A 20388-nucleotide genomic window follows, 5' to 3' on the forward strand; every position below is an offset into this window, starting at 1 on the left:
CACCCTCGTACACGCTCTTCGGCTGCCCGGCTGTCCCGCCCAGCAGACGGCCCCCGCCCAGCAGTGGCCGAGCACGACGGTACCGCCGATTCGTCAGCGTGTATCAGCAGCCGCCACGGGCCTCCGGGGACAGATAGGTGTCCGCCCACCGCCCCAGCTCCTTGAGCGCGGGTTCCATCGCGCTGCCTGCCTCGGTGAGCCGGTACGCGACGCGCAGCGGCGGCCCCTCGTCGACCTCGCGGATCACCAGGCCCGCGGCGCCGAGTTCGGTCAGCCGGTCCGAGAGCATCCGCTCGCTGATCCCGGGAATCGCCCTGCGCAACTCGGCGAAGTGCACCGGTCGCTGCATCAGCACCGAAACGATCGGGCCGGTCCAGCGCTTGCCGAACAACTCGAAGACCCGACTGATCCCCACATCGACCCGCCGACAGGCCTCTTCGTTGTGATCCGCCATACCCCCAGCGTACTGCGCCGACGTCGGCAGCTTACTAAAAATAAGTAGCTATGTTATTAGTAGTTACGTACGCAACGGCTAGCCACGGACGCCCCCGAGGTCTCGTCGGCCCGCCCGCACCCCTTTCCCCCTCTCTGTGGAGATCCCCATGGCCACGCTTCTGCACCTCGACTCCGCCGTCTTCCCCCAGGGCTCCGCCTCCCGCGACATCACCGCGGTGTTCGTCGAGGCCTGGCGCGAGCAGCACCCGGACGGCACCGTCGTCCACCGCGACCTCGCCGCCGATCCGCTGCCCCACCTGGACGCCGGCGCCACGGCCGCGGGCGCCGACGACCCGCTGCGCCGCGAGCTGGCCGACGAACTGGCCGCGGCGGACGCCGTCCTGATCGGCGCACCGATGTACAACTTCACGATCCCGTCCACCCTCAAGGCATGGCTGGACCAGGTGATCATCGTCGGGCACAACACGGGACCGGACTCCCCCGTCGCCGGGACCTCGGTGACCGTCGTCGCCAGCCGCGGCGGTTCCTACGCTCCGGGCACTCCTCGCGAGAGCTTCGAATTTGTCCAGAATTACTTGGAGAAGGTGTTCGCGGGCATGTTCTCCGCCGAGGTGGACTTCATCGTTCCGGAGCTGACCCTCGCCCACTCGCAGCCGTCGATGGCCGAACTGATTCCGCTCGCCGAGGCCTCCCGCACCCAGGCGCTCGAAGACGCCCGTAAGAAGGCGAAGGCCCTGGCCACCCGCCTCGCCGACTGAGGAACCGCGGACGGCAAAAGGCGGCGGGGCCGCGGAGTTTCTTCCATGAACTCCGCGGCCCCGCCGCATCACGATCAATCGGACGTTTCACGTGAAACATGGCACGTGCGCATGGCGCGTGGCCATGCCGCTTGTACGTGGCATGTGGACGTGGCACGTGGACGTGACAGGTGAAGGTGGCACGTGGACGTGGCGCGTCCCGCGGATCAGGCAGACCCTCCGGCCGCCGCCACCCCCGCGCCCGCGGGCTCCTCGTCGCTCTCGTCGCCGCCCTGCCCGGCCCGCGTACCACGACCGGGTCCACCGCCCCGCAGGCCCGCCCCGCCCGACCGGGAGCCCGTGTCCGTCGCGGGATCGGAACCGGCCTCCTTGGCCTCCGCGGCAATCCGGGCTTCCTGCTCCTCCCGCTCCGCCTTCTCCCGCGCCTGGGCCGCCAGATCCACCCGGCCCTCGGGCTTGATGTGGGCGATGACACCCGGGTGGGCGATCGACGGGAGGATGTGCCGCCACATCTCCGCGACCTGCTCCCGCAGATCGGCGCGCCCGGAATCGGCCTCCGAGACCAGCTGGATACCGGTGAACGAGGCGACGATGATTTTGGCCGACACCATCGGGTCGATCTGCGGGAACACCTCGCCCCGCTCCTGCCCCAGCTCCAGCATCCGGGCCGTCGCGTCGATCCACTCGCCCCACGGATGCGGTCCGCCGAGGAAGACGCCCTCGATGGAGAGCCTGGTGCCGGCCCGGGCCATCGCGTTGTGGCGCAGGGCGAAAGCGAACTGCTGGCCGCCGTCCACCAGGGACTGGAGCGGCGATCCCTCCTGCTCGAACTCGACCGTGGAGGTCTGCTCGTCCATGATCGCCTGTGCGATCGCCTCCTTGGAGGCGAAGTGGAAGTACAAGGCCCCCTTGGTGACCTTGGCGCGGCGGAGAATCTCCGAGATGGCGGCACGCTCGTAGCCGTAGTCGTCGAAGACACTCGCCGCGGCGTCCACGATCGACCGCCACGTCTGGACCGCGCGAGCCTGCTTCGCCATTTCCTGCCTCCGGGACGTTCTGTGCGCTCAGCCCTTCACCGCCGAGCCGCCGTCGATCCAACCTCTGCGGCCAGCGTATGCAAGTGCGCCGTTGCACCGGCCATCGGTCTGTCCGGAAACCGTGCCCACACCCGCTGTCCGTACCCCGCCCGTCCACCGAAAACACGGAATCGACACCGACGAGACTGTCGCGAACACGCAACGACGAAGAACCCCCGCTCCGGATCTCTCCGAAGCGGGGGTTCTCCCGATTCAAGCTCGGCAGTTGCAAGCACCTGCCGTTGTGCGCGAGGGGGGATTTGAACCCCCACGTCCCTAAGGACACTGGCACCTGAAGCCAGCGCGTCTGCCGTTCCGCCACTCGCGCATGAGTGGTGTTTTCAGACTCTCACCTTGGGGGGTGAGCGCCTGGCGACAAACGGAAGATTAGCACGCTGGACAGGGTGGATTCACATCCGTTGTTTTGTCGGCTCCGGGAGGGGAAGCGGGAACCCCGAACCGTCGCCCCCCACTCCTCCTGAGTGCGTCCCGGGTGCGGGACACTGTGAGGAGGCCACCTCTACGATCCGTGTGAGGGGTGACACTCATCCACAGGCCGGACAAGGGGAACCAGCCGATTTCCCGACGCGTGGATACGATCAGTAAGCAGTACAGGGACGATGACAACGGAGGAGGTGCCCCATGGGGGTCATGAAGCGTTTCGAGCAGCGCCTCGAGGGGCTGGTCAACGGCACCTTCGCCAAGGTCTTCAAGTCCGAGGTGCAGCCCGTCGAGATCGCCGGCGCCCTCCAGCGCGAGTGTGACAACAACGCGACGATCTGGAACCGCGAGCGGACCGTCGTCCCCAACGACTTCATCGTCGAGCTCTCCACCCCCGACTACGAGCGGCTCAGCCCGTACTCGGGTCAGCTGGGCGACGAGCTCTCCGGACTGGTGCGCGACTACGCCAAGCAGCAGCGCTACACGTTCATGGGCCCGATCAAGGTCCACCTGGAAAAGGCCGACGACCTCGACACCGGGCTCTACCGGGTCCGCAGCCGCACGCTGGCGTCGAGTACGTCACAGCAGGACCCGTCGGCCCTCCACCAGCCCCCGGCCGGCCGCCCCGGCGCCCCGCAGGCCCCCGGTGGCTACGGCTACCCCCCGAGCGCCGCTCCGCCGATGCCCGCGGCCCCGCCGCCCGGCACCGGACGGCCCTCGGCCCCCACGAGCGACCGGCGCCCGCCGGCCGCGCCCGGCCCCATGCCGGACGCCCGGACGCGGCGCTGGATCGAGATCAACGGCACCCGCCATCAGATTTCCCGCCCGACGTTGGTGATGGGACGATCCACCGACGCCGACGTGCGGATCGACGACCCCGGCGTATCGCGCCGGCACTGTGAGATCCGGACCGGAACGCCCTCGACGATCCAGGATCTCGGGTCCACCAACGGCATCGTGGTGGACGGGCAGCACACCACCCGCGCTACGCTCCGCGACGGCTCGCGGATCGTCGTGGGCAGCACCACCATCGTTTACCGGCAAGCCGAAGGGTGAAGCGGGGGCAATGTCAGAGCTGACCCTGACGGTCATGCGGCTAGGTTTCCTGGCTGTTCTGTGGCTGTTCGTCATCGTGGCCGTGCAGGTCATCCGCAGCGACCTGTTCGGAACGCGTGTCACGCAGCGCGGCTCACGCCGCACCGCCGCCGACACGCGCCCCCAGCAGGGCCGCCAACAACAACAAGCGGCGCCGCCCCAGCAGCGTCAGCAGTCCGGTCGGCAGCGCCGCGGGGCGCCCACCAAGCTGGTCGTGTCCGAAGGCACGCTCACGGGCACCACGGTCGCGCTCCAGGGCCAGACCATCACCCTGGGCCGGGCCCACGACTCAACGATCGTGCTGGACGACGACTACGCGTCCAGCAGGCATGCCAGGATCTACCCGGACCGTGACGGCCAGTGGATCGTCGAGGATCTCGGGTCCACCAACGGCACGTATCTGGAGCGGACCCGGCTCACCACCCCGACACCTGTTCCGCTGGGCGCGCCGATCCGTATCGGCAAGACCGTCATCGAGCTGCGGAAGTAGTACGACAATGAGCGAGCGGAGCGAGCGAGCCGCGGCGGTCCCGACCGTGGACGCTGCCCGGTTCCCGACCGGAGGGTGGGCAGTGTGGCTCGAGACAGGCTGTACCCCGAGCCGACGGGCGAGGTGCGCATGAGTCTGTCGCTGCGCTTCGCCGCCGGGTCGCACAAGGGCATGATCCGGGAGGGCAACGAGGACTCCGGCTACGCCGGTCCCCGGCTCCTCGCCATCGCCGACGGCATGGGCGGCCAGGCGGCCGGTGAGGTCGCCAGCTCCGAGGTGATCTCCACGCTCGTCCCGCTCGACGACGACGTGCCGGGATCCGATCTCCTGACCTCGCTCGGCTCCGCCGTGCAGCAGGCCAACGACCAACTGCGCGTCATGGTCGAGGAGGACCCCCAGCTGGAGGGCATGGGCACCACGCTCACCGCCCTGCTCTGGACGGGTCAGCGCCTCGGCCTGGTGCACGTCGGGGACTCCCGCGCGTATCTGCTGCGCGACGGCGTCCTGACGCAGATCACCCAGGACCACACCTGGGTGCAGCGCCTGGTCGACGAGGGCCGGATCACCGAGGAAGAGGCCACCACCCACCCGCAGCGCTCCCTGCTGATGCGGGCGCTGGGCAGCGGCGACCATGTCGAGCCGGACCTCTCCATCCGCGAGGTCCGGGCCGGCGACCGCTATCTGATCTGCTCGGACGGCCTCTCCGGCGTGGTCTCGCACCAGACGATGGAAGAGACCCTCGCCAGCTACCAGGGCCCGCAGGAGACCATCCAGGAGCTGATCCAGCTCGCCCTGCGCGGCGGCGGCCCCGACAACATCACCTGCATCGTCGCCGACGTCCTGGACGTCGACAACAACGACACCCTGGCCGGGCAGCTCAACGACACCCCGGTCGTCGTCGGCGCGGTCGCGGAGAACCAGGCCCAGCTGGGCGACGGCGGGGCCATGCAGACGCCCGCCGGACGCGCGGCGGGCCTCGGCCGCCCCGTGCCCCCGCCCTCCGGCGGCTTCGGCCCGCCCGGCAGCGGCGACACCGGCTACGACGGCATGCCGGACGGCTCGTACGACTCCTATGCGGACGACGACTTCGTCAAACCGCGCGGCGGCCGTACATGGCTGAAGCGTTCCGTCTACATCGTGCTGGCGCTGGCCGTGATCGGCGGCGGTCTCTACGGCGGCTACCGCTGGACGCAGACGCAGTACTACGTCGGCGCGAAGGACGAGAACGTCGCGCTGTTCCAGGGCATCAGCCAGGACCTCGCCTGGATCTCGCTCTCGAAGGTCGAGAAGAACCACCCCGAGATCGAGCTCAAGTACCTGCCGCCGTACCAGCGCAAGCAGGTCGAGTCGACGATCGCCGAGGGCAACATCGACGACGCCCGCGAGAAGATCGCCGAGCTGGCCGCCCAGGCCTCCGCCTGCAAGAAGGACGCACAGCGCCGCGCGGCCGAGGCCGAGACGCGGGCGCGTACGGGCGAGGGCGAGGCCGGCGGTACCGCCGGAGCCCCCGCCACCAGGACTTCCGCCACGTCCTCCGCCAAGGGGACCAAGCCGACCACCGCTCCCACACCCGGCCCCAGCCTCTCGGAGGAAGAGAAGAAGCTGGTCCCGCAGTGCGGTAAGCAGTAAGCCGTAGGGGGCCTTCAGCACCATGAGCGTTGTCACCAACACGACCACCATCGGCGCGATCGACGCGCCGAGCCGCCGCAACACCGAGCTGTTGATGCTGGTTTTCGCCATCGCCATCTCGGTGTTCGCCTACGCCAACGTCGGGCTGGCCCTGGACGGTTCTCTGCCGTCCGGCATGTTCGGCTACGGAGCCGGGCTGATCCTGCTCGGCGGCGTGGCCCACCTCGTGGTGCGCAAGTTCGCGCCGTACGCGGACCCGCTGCTGCTGCCGCTCGCCACTCTGCTCAACGGGCTGGGCCTGGTGCTGATCTGGCGGCTGGACCAGTCGCCCCGGCTGATCCAGCGGGCCGAGGCGGCCTACGGGGCGTACAGCCCCGACGCCCCCAAGCAGCTGCTGTACTCGGCGATCGGCGTCGCCTTCTTCGTGGCGGTGCTCATCGTCCTCAAGGACCACCGCATCCTGCAGCGCTACACCTACATCTCCATGGTGGTCGCGCTGATCCTGTTGATCCTGCCGATGTTCTTCCCCGCCGTGAACGGCGCGAAGATCTGGATCAGCCTCGGCCCCTTCTCGATCCAGCCGGGCGAGTTCGCCAAGATCCTCATCGCGGTCTTCTTCTCCGGCTATCTCATGGTGAAACGGGACGCCCTGGCACTGGCCAGCCGCCGCTTCATGGGCATGTATCTGCCGCGCGGACGCGACCTCGGGCCGATCATCACCATCTGGGGGCTGTCGATCCTGATCCTGGTCTTCGAGACCGACCTCGGCACCTCGCTGCTCTTCTTCGGCATGTTCGTCGTGATGCTCTACGTGGCGACCGAGCGGACCAGCTGGATCGTCTTCGGTCTGCTGATGTCGGCGGCCGGCGCGGTCGGTGTGGCCTCCTTCGAGATCCACGTACAGCAGCGTGTGAACGCATGGCTCGAACCCTTCTCCGAGACCACCTGGGCACAGAGCGAACAGCTCGGCCAGTCCCTGATGGCCTTCGCCTCGGGCGGGACGCTCGGCACCGGCCTCGGACAGGGCCACTCCGACCTGATCATGTTCGCCGCCAACGCCGACTTCATCCTCTCCACGGTCGGCGAGGAGCTGGGGCTGGCCGGGATGATGGCCGTCCTGATGGTCTACGGCCTGATCATCGAGCGCGGCGTCCGTACGTCGCTGGCCGCCCGCGACCCGTTCGGGAAGCTGCTCGCCATCGGCCTCTCCGGCGCGTTCGCGATCCAGATCTTCGTGGTCGCCGGCGGCGTGATGGGCCTCATCCCGCTCAGCGGTATGACGATGCCGTTCCTCGCGTACGGTGGTTCGTCCGTACTCGCCAACTGGGCGCTGATCGCCATCCTGATCCGGATCAGCGACACCGCCCGCAGGCCCGCCCCCGCCCCCGCGCCATCCACCGACGCCGAGATGACCCAGGTGGTCCGACCGTGAACAAGCCCCTGCGCCGGATCGCCATCTTCTGCGGCGTCCTCATGCTGGCGCTGATGGTGCGGACCAACTATCTCCAGTACGTCCGCGCCGACGATCTGAACACCCGCGACGAGAACCGCCGCATCCGCATCGAGCGGTACGCGCACGAGCGCGGCGACATCATCGTCGACGGCAAGGCGGTCACCGGGTCCGTCGAGACCAACGGCAGCGACTTCAAGTACAAGCGCGTCTGGAAGGACGGGCCCCTCTGGGCCCCGGTGACCGGCTACTCCTCGCAGGCCTTCGACTCCTCGCAGCTGGAGAGCCTGGAGGACGGCATCCTCACCGGCAACGACGACCAGCTGTTCTTCAACCGCACCCTCTCCATGTTCACCGGGGAGAAGAAACAGGGCGGCAACGTCGTCACCACCCTGAACGGCGACGCCCAGCGAGCCGCCTTCAAGGGGCTCGGCGACAAGAAGGGATCCGTCGTCGCTCTCGACCCGAAGAGCGGTGCCATCCTGGCGCTGGCGAGCACCCCCTCGTACGACCCCTCGGTCTTCGCGGGCAACTCCAACAAGGACTCCGAGGCGCGGCAGAAGCTCCTGAAGGACAAGGACAAGCCGATGCTCAACCGGGCATTGCGCGAGACCTACCCCCCGGGCTCCACCTTCAAGGTCGTCACCGCCGCCGCCGCCCTGGAGAACGGGCTGTACGACGACATCGACGCCAAGACGGATTCCCCGCTGCCCTGGACGCTGCCGCAGACCGACAGGCATCTCCAGAACGAGGGCAACATCCCCTGCGAGGACGCCTCACTGCGGGAGGCCCTGCGCTGGTCGTGCAACACCGTCTTCGGGAAGGTGAGCGACGACCTCGGCAACGAGAAGATGATCGAGCAGACGGACAAGTTCGGCTTCAACAAGGAAGTCTTCACGCCCGTCCGCGCCGACGCGAGCATCTACCCCGAGGACAACAGGCCGCAGAACGCGATGGCCGGCATCGGTCAGGCGTCGAACCGGGCCACCCCGCTCCAGATGGCCATGGTGGCCTCCGCGATCGCCAACGACGGCAAGCTGATGCAGCCGTACATGGTCGCCGAGCGCCAGGCCCCCAACCTGGACCCGGTCTACACCCACGAGCCCGAGGAACTGGGCCGCGCGGTCTCCGGGGAGAACGCACAGAAGCTCCAGCAGATGATGGAGACCGTCGTCAAGGACGGCACGGGAACCAACGCGCAGATCCCCGGCGTCACAGTGGGCGGCAAGACCGGTACCGCCCAGCACGGTCTGAACAACAGCGAGAAGCCGTACGCCTGGTTCATCTCGTACGCGAAGACCGACAACGGCTCCCCGGTCGCCGTCGCCGTCGTGGTCGAGGACGGCAACGCCAACCGGGACGACATCTCCGGTGGCGGCCTGGCCGCCCCCATCGCACGCGATGTGATGAAGGCGGTCATCGACAGCAAGAAGTGAGAGCTGTCACGGCCGTCGCCCGTCATACCGGACATCGCATACCGGTCGGATATCGGCTGACGGGTGCGGGCTGATCACTTCACCCGTGCCCGGTAGCGTATGCGCGAACAGCGCACCGCCGCGGACCACACACGGGTGCGGTCGGGACTGACGGAGAGGGCTGGAACAGTTATGGAAGAGCCGCGTCGCCTCGGCGGCCGGTACGAGCTGGGCTCGGTGCTCGGCCGTGGTGGCATGGCCGAGGTCTACCTCGCCCACGACACCCGGCTCGGCCGCACCGTAGCTGTGAAGACGCTCCGGGCCGATCTGGCCCGTGACCCGTCGTTCCAGGCCCGGTTCCGCCGAGAGGCCCAGTCGGCCGCCTCGCTCAACCACCCCGCGATCGTCGCCGTGTACGACACCGGCGAGGACTACGTCGACGGGGTCTCCATCCCGTACATCGTGATGGAGTACGTCGACGGGTCGACCCTGCGGGAACTGCTGCACTCCGGCCGCAGGCTGCTCCCCGAGCGCACGCTGGAGATGACGGTCGGGATCCTCCAGGCACTGGAGTACTCGCACCGCGCCCAGATCGTCCACCGCGACATCAAGCCGGCGAACGTCATGCTGACCCGCACCGGCCAGGTCAAGGTCATGGACTTCGGCATCGCCCGCGCCATGGGTGACTCCGGGATGACGATGACGCAGACCGCCGCGGTCATCGGCACCGCCCAGTACCTCTCCCCGGAGCAGGCCAAGGGTGAGCAGGTGGACGCCCGCTCCGACCTGTACTCCACCGGCTGCCTTCTCTACGAGCTGCTCGCCGTGCGGCCCCCGTTCGTCGGGGACTCGCCCGTAGCGGTGGCCTACCAGCACGTCCGCGAGGAGCCGCAGCCGCCGAGCAACTTCGACCCCGAGATCACGCCCGAGATGGACGCGATCGTGCTGAAGGCGCTCACCAAGGACCCGGACTACCGCTACCAGTCCGCCGACGAGATGCGCGCCGACATCGAGGCCTGCCTCGACGGCCAGCCGGTCGCGGCCACGGCGGCGATGGGCGCGGCCGGGTACGGGGGTTACGACGGCTACAACCCCGACCAGCCCACGACCGCCCTGCGCCCGGCCGACCCGAACAACGCGCAGACCTCGATGCTGCCGCCGGTCAACCCGGACGACGGCGGCTACGGCTACGACGACCGCCAGGGCCGCCGGGGCCGGCAGAAGAAGAGCAACACCTCGACGATCCTGTTGGTCGTCGCGGGCATCCTGGTGCTCATCGGCGCGATCCTGATCGGCCGGGTGATCTTCTCCGACAACGGGGGCGCCGACGAGGTCAAGGCCCCGAACCTGGTGGGCTCCACGCTCGAGGAAGCGCAGACGCTCGCGTCCAGATCCGGCGTCACTGTGCAGAAGGGCGCCGAAGAGCCGTGCGAGGAGCAGGAGAAGGGACAGATCTGCTCCCAGGATCCCAAGGCCGACGCGATGATGGACAAGGACGGCACCGTCACGGTCGTCGTCTCCTCCGGAGCGCCGAAGGTCGAGGTCCCCAACGTCCTGGAGAAGTCCGAGGACGGCGCCCGCGAGGTGCTGGAGAGCAAGGGCTTCTCGGTCAACGTCACCACGGCGGAGTCCGAGGCGGCCGAGGGGACGGTGATCAAGCAGGACCCCAAGGGCGGCGCGAAGGCCGACGAGGAGGCCGAGGTCACCATCACCGTGGCCAAGAAGACGACCGAACCGATGCCCGACGTGCTCACCCGGCAGTACGACGACGCCGTCGCCCAGCTCAGCAAGCTCGGGTTCACCAACGTCTCGCGGGCCGACGTCGACTCGGACAAGCCGGCCGGAGAGGTGATCGAACAGACCCCGGCGGGACCGAGCAACCAGGCCAAGGACGTGCAGATCGTCCTCAAGGTCTCCAAGGGGCCGGCCGAGCCGGAGAAGGTCCAGATCCCCGGTGACATCGCGGGCAAGTCGTACCAGGACGCGAAGGGCCAGCTCGAAGGGCTCGGCTTCGTGGTCCAGCTCGCCCCGGGTTCGGTCGACAAGCCGAACGCCAAGGTGATCACCAGCAACCCGGGGCCGAACACCGAGGCGGACAAGGGCAGCACCGTCATGCTGGTGACCATCGAGAACGGTGGGGGTGGCCTCTTCGGAGGCCCGGGCGGCTGAGCCCCCCGCGCACCCCGCGACGTACGACGGAGGGGCCCCGGTCACCACGATGGTGACCGGGGCCCCTCCGGTGTGCGGGGGCCCGGGCGAGGGCTCAGCCCAGCAGTTCCACCGGCTTCGTACGGTCCTTGTCGACCTTCTCCGTGCGCTCCAGCTCGCCCCACACGATGTACCGGTACTTCGAGGTGTAGACCGGGGTACAGGTCGTCAGCGTGATGTAGCGGCCGGGCTTCTTGACGCCCGACTCCTCCGGGACCGGCTGGATGACGTCGACGTTGAACTTCGAGGTCTCGGGGAGCGTCTTGTAGACCTTGTAGACGTACCAGGTGTCCTTGGTCTCGAAGACGACCGGATCACCGTTCTTGAGCTTGTGGATGTTGTGGAACTTCGCGCCGTGCCCGTCGCGGTGCGCGGCCAGCGTGAAGTTGCCCTCGTCGTCCCAGGGGAGGGCCGACTCGACGGGATCGGTGTAGTAGCCGGCGATGCCGTTGTTGAGGGTCTTGGGGTCGGTGCCCTTCTTGACCAGGATCTCGCCGTTCTCCATGGCGGGCACGTGCAGGAAGCCGATGCCGTCCTTGGTGTCCAGGGCACCGGGCCCGGCGTCCGCCCACTGGTCGCGCACGGTGTCGCCCTGCCGGTCGGCCTCGCGGTCGGCGAGCACGTTGGTCCACCACAGGGAGTAGACGACGAACAGCGCGAGCACCAGGCCCGCGGTGATGAGCAGTTCGCCGAAGACGCTGACGGCCGTCGCCACGGGATGGCGGACGCGGCGGCGTGCCGGGGGCGGCGACGCGGACGTGTCGGTCCGCTCGTCGTGCTCGGTCCTCGCTGCCACCGCACCGTCCCTGTCGTGAGGATGTTCAGCCGACGAGCGCGTCGGGCTTTCCCTCGCTGCGTGGCCGTTCGTCGACCATCTTGCCCCAGACGATCAGCCGGTACGTACTCGTGAACTCCGGCGTACACGTCGTCAGCGTGAGGTACCTGCCCGGCTTCGTGAACCCGGAACCGACCGGGATCGGCTCGATCACCGAGATGTTCGACGGCGAGGTCTGCGGAAGGATGCTGGCCATCTCGTACGTGTAGTACGCGTCCCGGGTCTCGACCACGATCGGGTCGCCGGGCTTGAGCTTGTTGATGTAGCGGAACGGTTCGCCGTGGGTGTTGCGGTGACCGGCCACGGAGAAGTTGCCCTGCTTGTCGGAGGGCATCGCCGTCTTGAGCTTGCCCTCGCCGTAGTGGCCGATCATCCCCCGGTCGAGCACCTTCTCCTTGTCGATGCCCTCGGCGATCGGGGCGACGACGTCCAGCTTGGGGATGTGCATGATCGCGAAGCCTTCGCCGGGTGCGAACACCCCTGGTTTCCGGTCCCCGTTGGCCCATGCGTCCTGGATCCGGCTCGTCTCCTTGCCGGCGATTTGGTCGGCCCGGATGTTGGTCCACCACAGCTGGTAGGTGACGAACAGCAGCATCAGGACGCCCAGCGTGATGAACACCTCGCCGACCGCCCGGCTGGCGATGACCGCCGGGCTGTCCTTCGCCGCCCGCGCCGCGCGCCGGGCCTCCACCCGGGACATCGGGGCGGCGGCCGGAGCGGACTGCCCCGCCGCGGGAGCCGGGCGCCGACGCCCGCGCCCCTTGGCCGCCCGCCGCCGCTCGGCCCGCCCGCCGGGTGCGGGGGCGGGGTGAGGAGACGGGGTGGGGTCGGGCTCCGACTGAGGCTCGGGCTCCGGCTCCGCCGGTATGCGGGCCATGACTTCGGTACGCGGTTCGGCGTGGAGGTCCGGTCTGCCCGAAGTGTCCGGGACCGGGGCCGCAGCCGGCCCCTCGGCCGGAGCCACGAAAGCCACCGGGGCCACCGGGCCGGCCGCATCCGCCGCAGCCATGCCCGTAGACGGCTCCTGAGGCCCGTACCAGTCGCGTCGGTACCCGGCGGGGTCGTACCACTCGTCCGGGGCTCCCTGGGGCTGCTGAGGCCCTGGAGGAGGCGCTTGGTGAAGTCCTTGGTGGGTCGCGTACCCGCCCTCGTACGAGGATGGCGCCGCGGACCGCACCGCGTGCGGCGCCGGGGGTTCCGCCGCCGGGACGTTCTCCGACCGGAACCACGGCGACGTGTGCCCGCCGGGCAGCGGATCGTTCAGCGGATCCGCGAGGCCGTCCACCGCCGCCACGAACGCGCCGTCGGAGCCGTACGCCCCGTGCGCGTCGGGGCCTTCCGGTCCGGCGGCGTGCCCGGGGCGGCCTGCGGTCACGCGGCGGCCTTGCCCACCACCGGCGCGAGCCCCGCCGAGCGCGCGACGGCCCCCTGGTCTCCGCACTGCTCCAGCCAGTTGGCGAGCATCAGGTGGCCGTGTTCCGTGAGCACCGACTCGGGGTGGAACTGCACGCCCTCCACCGCCCGGTCGCGGTGGCGCAGCCCCATGATGATGCCGTCCGCCGTGCGGGCGGTGACCTCCAGCTCGGGGGGCAGCTCACCGGGTGCGGCGGCGAGCGAGTGGTAGCGCGTCGCGGTGAAGGGGGAGGGCAGTCCGGCGAAGACGCCGTTGCCCTCGTGGGTCACGGGGGAGGTCTTGCCGTGCAGCAGCTCGGGGGCCCGGTCGACGACACCGCCGTACGCCACCGCCATCGACTGCATCCCCAGGCAGACGCCGAAGACCGGAACACCGGTGTCCGCGCAGTGGCGCACCATCTCGACGCAGACGCCCGCCTGCTCGGGTGTACCGGGGCCCGGCGAGAGCAGGACGCCGTCGAAGCCGTCCTGGGCGTGGGCGGGGGTCACCTCGTCGTTGCGCAGTACCTCGCACTCGGCTCCGAGCTGGTACAGATACTGGACGAGGTTGAAGACGAAGCTGTCGTAGTTGTCCACGACGAGGATGCGTGCGCTCACTGGCCGGCTCCTGCTCCACCGGCGCTCGCGCCGTCGACGGTCACATCACCGAACGGGAGCAGCGGCTCCGCCCACGGGAACACGTACTGGAACAGCGCGTAGACGACCGCCAGAACCAGCACGAGCGCGATGACGCTCCGCACCCATGCGTTGCCCGGCAGATGCCGCCAGATCCAGCCGTACATGCTGACCCCTCCATTCGGTACCCGCACCAGACTAGAGGGCCGCGACAGAAGCGGGGGTCCCCTGTGGAAAACCACGAGTCGGGGGGGCGGGTCAGCCGACGAGCTCCGGCGGCTCGCCCTCGCTCACCGGCCGCGTCGCGTCCAGATGGGCCCAGGCGATCAGCCGGTGGCTGCTGCCCCATTCCGGTTCGCACGTAGTGAGGGTCAGATAGCGGTCGGCGCCCTCGAAGCCGGAGCCGCGGGGCACCGGGTCGACGACGGCGGTGTCGGTGGGCACGGTCCGGTGGGGCCTCTTCGCGATGCGGTACGTGAACCAGGTCGTGCCGTCGTTGACGACGACCGCGTCCCCCGGGCTCAGCTCCGGGAAGTCCTATGAAGGGGTCGCCGTACGTCCGCCGGTGCCCGCGCCCACGGTGACGCAGAGTTCGCTGAAGGTCCTGACGACGAGTCGCACCGACACCGGACCGGCCTCCCCGGGGCTCAGCCGGCGCTCGGCCAGGGCTCACTGCACAGGCTGTGCGTGGTGCAGATCCACCGTGCCCGAGTACCCGGGAAGAGTCACCGCCTCGTCCTCGTCGACTTTCCAGCCCAGCCCGTACGCCTTCACGTACAGCAGATAGTTCTGGATCGCGGTGGAGCCGTCGAGCGCCCGCTTGAGCTTGCCCGGGTCGCCGACCGCGGTGACCTTGTACGGCGGGGAGTAGACGCGGCCCTGGAGGATCAGGGTGTTGCCCACGCAGCGGACCGCGCTGGTGGAGATCAGCCGCTGGTCCATCACCTGGATTCCGCGCGCCCCGCCCTGCCACAGCGCGTTCACCACGGCCTGCAGGTCCTGCTGGTGGATGACCAGGTCGTTGGGCTGGGGCTCGGGGTAGCCGGGGTTGGCGGTGGCGTCGGGAGGGGCGTCGTTGAGGGTCACGCTGACGGAGTCGCCGGTGATCTCCGTCGTGCCGGCCGCCTTCTCCAGGGCCTTCAGCCGGGCGTCCTCGGCCCGGGTGGAACCGTCGTCGCGCTGGGCGAGGGCATCGATCTCCGCGCGCACGGACGCGGCCGAGTCGTTCAGCTCGGCGTTCTTCTCGCTGCGCTCCCTGATCAGGTCGGAGAGCTTGAGGAGCGAGGAGTCACTGCGCAGATTGGTGCCCTTGGCCGTGTTGGCGCTGGTGACGAAGATGAGTCCGGCCAGGGCGAAAACCGCAGCGGTGAGCCCCCGGACCGCCCACACGGAGGTGCGCCGGGCCGGGCCTTCGGGGGAGTCGGCAGAATTGCTCAACGTACCCTTATCTCATCAGGCGCCAGGGAAGCACTACGCTAACGGACGCTCGGGGGAGGCAGCATTCCCCCTGGCATCCCCGGGCACCCGCCCCCGGCGCCCGCCACAGATCCCTGCGCGGTCACGCAGCGCATCGACAGGAGAGTCCCTCGTGCCGAAGTCACGTATCCGCAAGAAGGCCGACTTCACGCCGCCCCCGGCGAAGCAGGCAACGGCCATCAAGCTGACCAACCGCAGCTGGGTCGCTCCGGTGATGCTGGCCCTGTTCCTCATCGGGCTGGTCTGGATCGTGGTGTTCTACGTGACCGAAGGCGATCTGCCGGTCGACGCCCTGGGCAACTGGAACATCGTGGTCGGCTTCGGCTTCATCGCCGGCGGCTTCGCCGTGTCGACCCAGTGGAAGTAGCGGACCCCTTCCGCTCCGTCACCCCCGGGCCGGGTACGGGGTCCGTACCTGGTCGGCGCCCTTCCACGCAAGCCTTGCCCTGAGTTACCCACAGCGTTATCCACAGCTGGGGGAAAAGGTCAGACGATCTGTGGATAACTTCCACTCACGTTGACGCCGGTGTGACTGCAGCCTCCCTCGCCGAGGGGGGCTGCACCCCGTTGTCCGGGCGGAAAATCCCAGATCAGCGCCGATGGGCACACCTGTTCCTCTTGCCATGCACAAGAATCCGCGCATACTGTGGACAACTTCGGTCAGCCTGGGGGTGGAGAGCCCCTTCTCGCCGACACATCCGCTCAGGTGAGTGCGATCGTCCGGGCGATGATGATCCCGAGGGACGCCAGCAGGACGAGCGCACAGGTGCCGAGCTGCACGGCCGAACGCCGCCCGCGCGGGGCGTGGACCATGCCGACGGCGATGGCGACGCCCGCGATCAGACCGCCGACGTGGGCCTCCCAGGCGATGCCGCCCCAGGTGAAGGTGAAGACCAGGTTGAGCGCCAGCAGCACGAGCACCGGGCGCATGTCGTAGTTCATCCGCCGCATCAGGACGGCGGTCGCGCCGAAGAGGCCGTAGACCGCGCCGGAGGCACCCAGCGAGGGCTGGTTCTGCGCGGCGATCAGATAGGTCAGCGCGCTTCCCGCGAACCCGGACAGCAGATAGAGGGCGAGATAGCGGGAGCGGCCGAGCGCCGCCTCCAGCTGTCCGCCGAGCCACCAGAGACCGAGCATGTTGAACCCGATGTGCATCAGTTCCTGGTGGAGGAACATCGAGGTCACCAGGCGGTACCACTGGCCCTCGGCGACGCCCTCGATGGACCCCGGCGGCGGGCTCGGGTCCCAGGCCCGGCCGAGCAGCGTCAGATCGCCCACCAGCCCGGGGCGGACGGCGACCAGGAGGAAAACGGCCAGATTGATGCCGAGCAGGATCTTGGTGACCAGGCGCGGATCAGCGGCCACCGTGCCGCCCGCCAGCGTCCGCGGCCGACTGGCCGCCGGGTGGTGCCCGGTGCCCGAGCCCTGGCGTACGCAGTCGGGGCACTGGAAGCCGACCGACGCGCTGACCATGCACTCGGGGCAGACCGGCCGCTCGCAGCGCGTACAGCTGATGCCGGTCTCGCGGTCGGGGTGGCGGTAGCAGGTCGGCGTCGGCACACCGCTTCCCGCGGCGGCACGGTCTCCCGGCGGCTGCTGGTCCATCGGTCCTGGCCTGCCTCTCGGTCCTCGTCCCTCGTCGCTCGGGCGGCGGCACGGACAGGGCCGCCCCGCTCGTCCGCTCTGTATGACTACGGACGGGCAGGGCGGTTGGTTCCCGCGGGGCGTCCCACGACGGGCTCCCGCGAGGCCCCCGGCGCGCGGGGACCTTCAGCGGGTCTCGACGACCACGGACTCGATCACCACGTCCTGAAGCGGGCGGTCCGTGCGCGGATTGGTCGGGGTGGCCGCGATGGCGTCGACCACCTTGCGGCCCGCGTCGTCGGCGACCTCGCCGAAGATGGTGTGCTTGTTGGTCAGCCAGGCCGTCGGCGAGACGGTCAGGAAGAACTGCGAGCCGTTGGTGCCCGGCCCCGCGTTGGCCATGGCCAGCAGATACGGCTTGGTGAAGGCCAGATCCGGGTGGAACTCGTCGGCGAACTTGTAGCCCGGGCCGCCGGTGCCGTTGCCCAGCGGATCGCCGCCCTGGATCATGAACCCGCTGATCACGCGGTGGAAGACGGTGCCGTCGTACAGCGGGGTTGTGGTGGTCTCGCCGGTCTCCGGGTTGACCCACTCGCGCTGCCCGGTGGCCAGTTCCACGAAGTTCTTCACCGTCTTGGGGGCGTGGTTCGGCAGCAGCCGGATCTCGATGTCTCCCCGGTTGGTCTTCAAGGTGGCGTAAAGCTGCTCGGCCACGATCTGCCTTCCTCTTTCCTCGCCTGCCGTCAAATCCTTCGCTGACGTCCGGCGATCCTCCCACGGACCGGGAAATGTACGGCCGGATGCCTGGTGAACCGGCGCGTTCACCGCCGAACCATGGCATTGTCGTCGGCACACTTCACATGGACCGTTTTGACCGCAAATGACGATCATGACCCGGATGCCCGTCCCGCGTGCCGGGCATGGACCCAACAGGCATGATTTTGGACTGGGCGGACAGGCGGAGTACCTACCCGCCACCAAGGAGGAGGATCTCGTGACCCGCATCGACAGCGTGCGCGCCGCAACCGACTCGGCGAAGGACAGCGCGCAGCACGCCGCGGAAGTGGTGGCGCCCTACGCCGGCATGGCCAAGGAGCAGGCGGCCCACTACGCACACGAGGCGCGCGCACGCCTCGCGCCCAAGGTGACGAAGGCGGCCCAGCAGGCCCGTGTCCAGTACGCGTCCCAGCTCGCTCCGCGCATCGAGCAGGCCCGTACGCACGTGCCTCCCCGGATCGACGAGGCCGCGCAGCGCGCCGCGGTCTCCACCCGGAAGGCCGCGCGGAGCGCCGCCGACTACACCGCACCCCGCGTCGAGCACGCCCGGGCGGTGGCCGTGCCGGTCGCCGAGCAGGCGTCGGCCCGCAGCGCGGCCGCCCTGGCGGCGCTGCGCACCCAGGTGACGGCCAAGGAAATCCAGAAGCTGGCCCGGAAGCACCAGCGGCGGGCCAAGGCCGGCCGGGCCGCGAAGGGGTTCCTGGTACTGGGCGTCCTGGCGGGCGGCGCCTACGCCGCCTGGCGCTGGTGGGACAAGCAGGCCAACCCGGACTGGCTGGTCGAGCCGCCCGTCGCCACCGAGGTGGGCGACGAGCGCTCGCCGCTCAGCTCGGTCGACGGCAGCCCGCGCGCCGACCTCGACCCGGAGGTCGAGGCCAAGCAGGCCGAGGCCGAGTCCGGCGAGGGGGACACCCCGGGCCTCGACGACCGGCCCTGACAGACCGAAACCGAGCGCGGCTGCGGGAACCGCTCAGGCGGTTCCCGCAGCCGCGCTCGCGTGTGCCAACCGCCGCGTACGCCTACGAAGGCGATGCCCAGGGGACCCCCAGGGAGGGAACGCCGAACGGACCGACGGAAGGGACGCCTACGGAGGGGACCTGCGGAGGGGACGCCTACCGGCTGACGGCGAAGCGCATCAGGGCGTGCTCGTCGCCCTGCTTGATCTTCCCGGTCTCGTTGATCACCTGAAGCTTCCAGCCCGCGGCCTCACGGATCGCCTTGGCGACGGCGACGCCGTTGTCCTGGGTGAGCATGCTCGGCCAGATGTCGGCGACCTGCTGCGAGCTGCCGCCCGTCGCGTCGTACACCTTGAAGCTGATGTTGCGCGCGTTGCTGAACGAGCTGCGCTTCTTGTAGGCGGCCGCGATGAAGACGATCGACGTGATGTTCGAGGGGATCCTGGCGAACTCGACGGTCACCGTCTCGTCGTCGCCGTCGCCGTGCCCGGTCTGGTTGTCCCCGCTGTGCACCAGCGAGCCGTTGCCCAGCGGGTCCAGGGAGTCCAGTCCGGCCAGCCGCACCGGGTCGCCGCCCTGCATGGCGATGGCGATCAGGTCGAGGTCCGTACCGGCCTTCTGCCGGATCTTCCCCATCAGACCGCCGCTGCTCCCGACGGTCGGGTCCCAGGACGCCCCGATGGTCAGGTGAGTCACCCCGCCCAGGTCCGCCGGGCCGTCTTCCTTCGTCAACGTGATCATGCCTGAGTCCTTTGGTGGCTCGACTGTTCTGTGTATGAGTGTGGCTGGTGCCCCCGGTAGTCGGTGCCCGAAGACAGCCCGTCTGGAAACGACTCCTGACGCCGAGACGTTCCACGGCCCCGGCAATGTGACGCGGCCACCCCCAGCACTCCGGCGGTCAGGCACGGGGCAGCGCGGGGGATGCAGAGAAAAAAACACCCCCCTGACCGCGTTTTCGCAGGTCAGAGGGGTGTGAAGCAAGTGGAGCCTAGGAGATTCGAACCCGAAACGAGCGACGCTCTGACCTGCGACTTTACCAAGTCTTTGCGACCGAATCGGACTTTCCCACCTGTTTCCGTCCGGCTCCGTCTCGCTCGATCCCGCTGCCCCGACTCGATGTGCCCACTGATGGGCACACCCTCAGAACCCGTTGCGGCTGCAACTCGGACGTGAGCCTCGCCCCCAGAATCATAGGCTTTCAGCTCTCCATGTCTGGCAAACCCGCAAAGAGCGTGTGAAGGGCATGAACCTGGCGACCTCACGTAATCCTGAGTCGCGGATTCCCAGTGTGTGAGGGGCGCCCGGGAGGGAACCGTCGCCCATTCCTCCGGGTGTCCGGAGCATGACCTGGCGTCAGCTGGCCGACACGTACACCGCGTCAATGTCGCCGGTGTAGACGATCGCGTCCTCATCGGGGGCCGGGGGCTCGAAATGGGCTCGCCACCAGTTGTTCGACGCCCCTCGCCCTTCACGATCGATGCAGGGGCGACGGCGGCTGCCAGCCAGGTCACTGGTGTCTACTGGTTCCGGCACCGGCTTCGGCCCTGCACTCACCTCCACTTGATCACGACCGCTCCTTTGCGGGCTCCTTGCCGTTACGCGGCCACCGATATGACGCACCGCTGCGGAGCAGCCACCGCCTGCTCTCGACGGAAGTGCGCCAACTGCATATCGACGCGCGGGGCAGGCGTGCAGCACGGCGCTGCTTCGGGCG

At 69.1% G+C, this 20388-nt stretch carries 19 protein-coding genes, 1 tRNA gene and 1 pseudogene; 9 read left to right on the top strand and 12 right to left on the bottom strand.

What is annotated here, in order from left to right; all coding sequences use genetic code 11:
• Nucleotides 1–103 precede the first annotated feature (103 nt).
• Nucleotides 104–454, bottom strand: coding sequence for a winged helix-turn-helix transcriptional regulator (locus CCZ36_RS16460; protein ID WP_069735731.1), 351 nt, complete (start codon nucleotides 452–454; stop codon nucleotides 104–106).
• A 148-nt stretch (nucleotides 455–602) separates the two neighbouring features.
• Here CCZ36_RS16460 and CCZ36_RS16465 point away from each other — a divergent pair, with 148 nt between their 5' ends.
• Nucleotides 603–1214, top strand: a complete 612-nt coding sequence (locus CCZ36_RS16465; RefSeq protein ID WP_128817958.1) for an FMN-dependent NADH-azoreductase — start codon at nucleotides 603–605, stop codon at nucleotides 1212–1214.
• 206 nt (nucleotides 1215–1420) lie between these two features.
• Here CCZ36_RS16465 and CCZ36_RS16470 read toward each other — a convergent pair whose 3' ends face one another.
• Together CCZ36_RS16470 and CCZ36_RS16475 are read right to left on the bottom strand one after the other, a co-directional pair.
• Nucleotides 1421–2251: a ScbR family autoregulator-binding transcription factor gene (locus CCZ36_RS16470; RefSeq protein WP_069743620.1), complete on the bottom strand. Its 831-nt coding sequence runs from the start codon at nucleotides 2249–2251 to the stop codon at nucleotides 1421–1423.
• A 284-nt stretch (nucleotides 2252–2535) separates the two neighbouring features.
• Nucleotides 2536–2618, bottom strand: a tRNA-Leu gene (locus CCZ36_RS16475).
• Between the two features lie 314 nt (nucleotides 2619–2932).
• On the opposite strand from CCZ36_RS16475, the gene CCZ36_RS16480 reads away from it, so the two are divergent.
• From CCZ36_RS16480 to pknB, 6 genes are all read left to right on the top strand, one after another.
• Nucleotides 2933–3787, top strand: coding sequence for an FhaA domain-containing protein (locus CCZ36_RS16480; protein ID WP_069735728.1), 855 nt, complete (start codon nucleotides 2933–2935; stop codon nucleotides 3785–3787).
• Between the two features lie 10 nt (nucleotides 3788–3797).
• Nucleotides 3798–4316, top strand: a complete 519-nt coding sequence (locus CCZ36_RS16485; protein WP_006125955.1) for an FHA domain-containing protein FhaB/FipA — start codon at nucleotides 3798–3800, stop codon at nucleotides 4314–4316.
• Nucleotides 4317–4445: 129 nt separating this feature from the next.
• Nucleotides 4446–5945 carry a PP2C family protein-serine/threonine phosphatase gene (locus tag CCZ36_RS16490; RefSeq protein WP_069735727.1) on the top strand — a complete coding sequence of 500 codons (1500 nt, stop codon included), beginning with the start codon at nucleotides 4446–4448 and terminating at the stop codon, nucleotides 5943–5945.
• A 22-nt stretch (nucleotides 5946–5967) separates the two neighbouring features.
• Nucleotides 5968–7377, top strand: a complete 1410-nt coding sequence (locus CCZ36_RS16495) for an FtsW/RodA/SpoVE family cell cycle protein (RefSeq protein ID WP_128817959.1) — start codon at nucleotides 5968–5970, stop codon at nucleotides 7375–7377.
• Complete coding sequence (locus CCZ36_RS16500) at nucleotides 7374–8831, top strand: peptidoglycan D,D-transpeptidase FtsI family protein (protein WP_069735725.1); 1458 nt, start codon at nucleotides 7374–7376, stop codon at nucleotides 8829–8831. The genes CCZ36_RS16495 and CCZ36_RS16500 overlap by 4 nt, the downstream gene beginning before the upstream one ends.
• 171 nt (nucleotides 8832–9002) lie before the next feature.
• Complete coding sequence (gene pknB / locus CCZ36_RS16505; RefSeq protein WP_069735724.1) at nucleotides 9003–10979, top strand: Stk1 family PASTA domain-containing Ser/Thr kinase; 1977 nt, start codon at nucleotides 9003–9005, stop codon at nucleotides 10977–10979.
• A 94-nt stretch (nucleotides 10980–11073) separates the two neighbouring features.
• On the opposite strand, the gene CCZ36_RS16510 is transcribed toward pknB, so the two are convergent.
• The 6 genes and pseudogenes from CCZ36_RS16510 to CCZ36_RS16535 form a co-directional block, all read right to left on the bottom strand.
• Nucleotides 11074–11814 carry a class E sortase gene (locus CCZ36_RS16510; protein WP_069735723.1) on the bottom strand — a complete coding sequence of 247 codons (741 nt, stop codon included), beginning with the start codon at nucleotides 11812–11814 and terminating at the stop codon, nucleotides 11074–11076.
• A 25-nt stretch (nucleotides 11815–11839) separates the two neighbouring features.
• A complete protein-coding gene (locus CCZ36_RS16515; protein WP_128817960.1) occupies nucleotides 11840–13228 on the bottom strand; it encodes a class E sortase in 1389 nt (462 codons plus the stop codon).
• Nucleotides 13225–13863, bottom strand: a complete 639-nt coding sequence (locus tag CCZ36_RS16520; protein WP_069735721.1) for an aminodeoxychorismate/anthranilate synthase component II — start codon at nucleotides 13861–13863, stop codon at nucleotides 13225–13227. Before CCZ36_RS16520 ends, CCZ36_RS16515 begins: the two co-directional genes overlap by 4 nt.
• Nucleotides 13860–14048 (bottom strand): hypothetical protein, encoded by a 189-nt coding sequence (locus tag CCZ36_RS16525; protein WP_069735720.1) that lies wholly within the window; start codon nucleotides 14046–14048, stop codon nucleotides 13860–13862. The genes CCZ36_RS16520 and CCZ36_RS16525 overlap by 4 nt, the downstream gene beginning before the upstream one ends.
• A gap of 91 nt (nucleotides 14049–14139) precedes the next feature.
• A pseudogene (locus CCZ36_RS16530) lies at nucleotides 14140–14452 on the bottom strand (sortase domain-containing protein); the annotation flags it as partial.
• 98 nt (nucleotides 14453–14550) lie between these two features.
• Nucleotides 14551–15318, bottom strand: coding sequence for a DUF881 domain-containing protein (locus CCZ36_RS16535; protein ID WP_206515736.1), 768 nt, complete (start codon nucleotides 15316–15318; stop codon nucleotides 14551–14553).
• A 151-nt stretch (nucleotides 15319–15469) separates the two neighbouring features.
• On the opposite strand from CCZ36_RS16535, the gene crgA reads away from it, so the two are divergent.
• Nucleotides 15470–15724, top strand: a complete 255-nt coding sequence (crgA, locus tag CCZ36_RS16540) for a cell division protein CrgA (RefSeq protein WP_032790282.1) — start codon at nucleotides 15470–15472, stop codon at nucleotides 15722–15724.
• Nucleotides 15725–16059: 335 nt separating this feature from the next.
• On the opposite strand, the gene CCZ36_RS16545 is transcribed toward crgA, so the two are convergent.
• Complete coding sequence (locus CCZ36_RS16545; RefSeq protein ID WP_128817961.1) at nucleotides 16060–16962, bottom strand: rhomboid family intramembrane serine protease; 903 nt, start codon at nucleotides 16960–16962, stop codon at nucleotides 16060–16062.
• 165 nt (nucleotides 16963–17127) lie between these two features.
• Nucleotides 17128–17655 (bottom strand): peptidylprolyl isomerase, encoded by a 528-nt coding sequence (locus tag CCZ36_RS16550; RefSeq protein WP_069735716.1) that lies wholly within the window; start codon nucleotides 17653–17655, stop codon nucleotides 17128–17130.
• 280 nt (nucleotides 17656–17935) lie between these two features.
• On the opposite strand from CCZ36_RS16550, the gene CCZ36_RS16555 reads away from it, so the two are divergent.
• Nucleotides 17936–18655, top strand: a complete 720-nt coding sequence (locus CCZ36_RS16555) for a DUF5324 family protein (protein WP_069743616.1) — start codon at nucleotides 17936–17938, stop codon at nucleotides 18653–18655.
• Nucleotides 18656–18830: 175 nt separating this feature from the next.
• Here CCZ36_RS16555 and CCZ36_RS16560 read toward each other — a convergent pair whose 3' ends face one another.
• Entirely contained in the window at nucleotides 18831–19415 is a 585-nt protein-coding gene (locus CCZ36_RS16560) for a TerD family protein (RefSeq protein ID WP_069735714.1), read from the bottom strand.
• Nucleotides 19416–20388: the final 973 nt, after the last annotated feature.

The sequence above is a fragment of the Streptomyces sp. S063 genome, assembly GCF_002832675.1.
GTDB lineage: Bacteria > Actinomycetota > Actinomycetes > Streptomycetales > Streptomycetaceae > Streptomyces > Streptomyces sindenensis.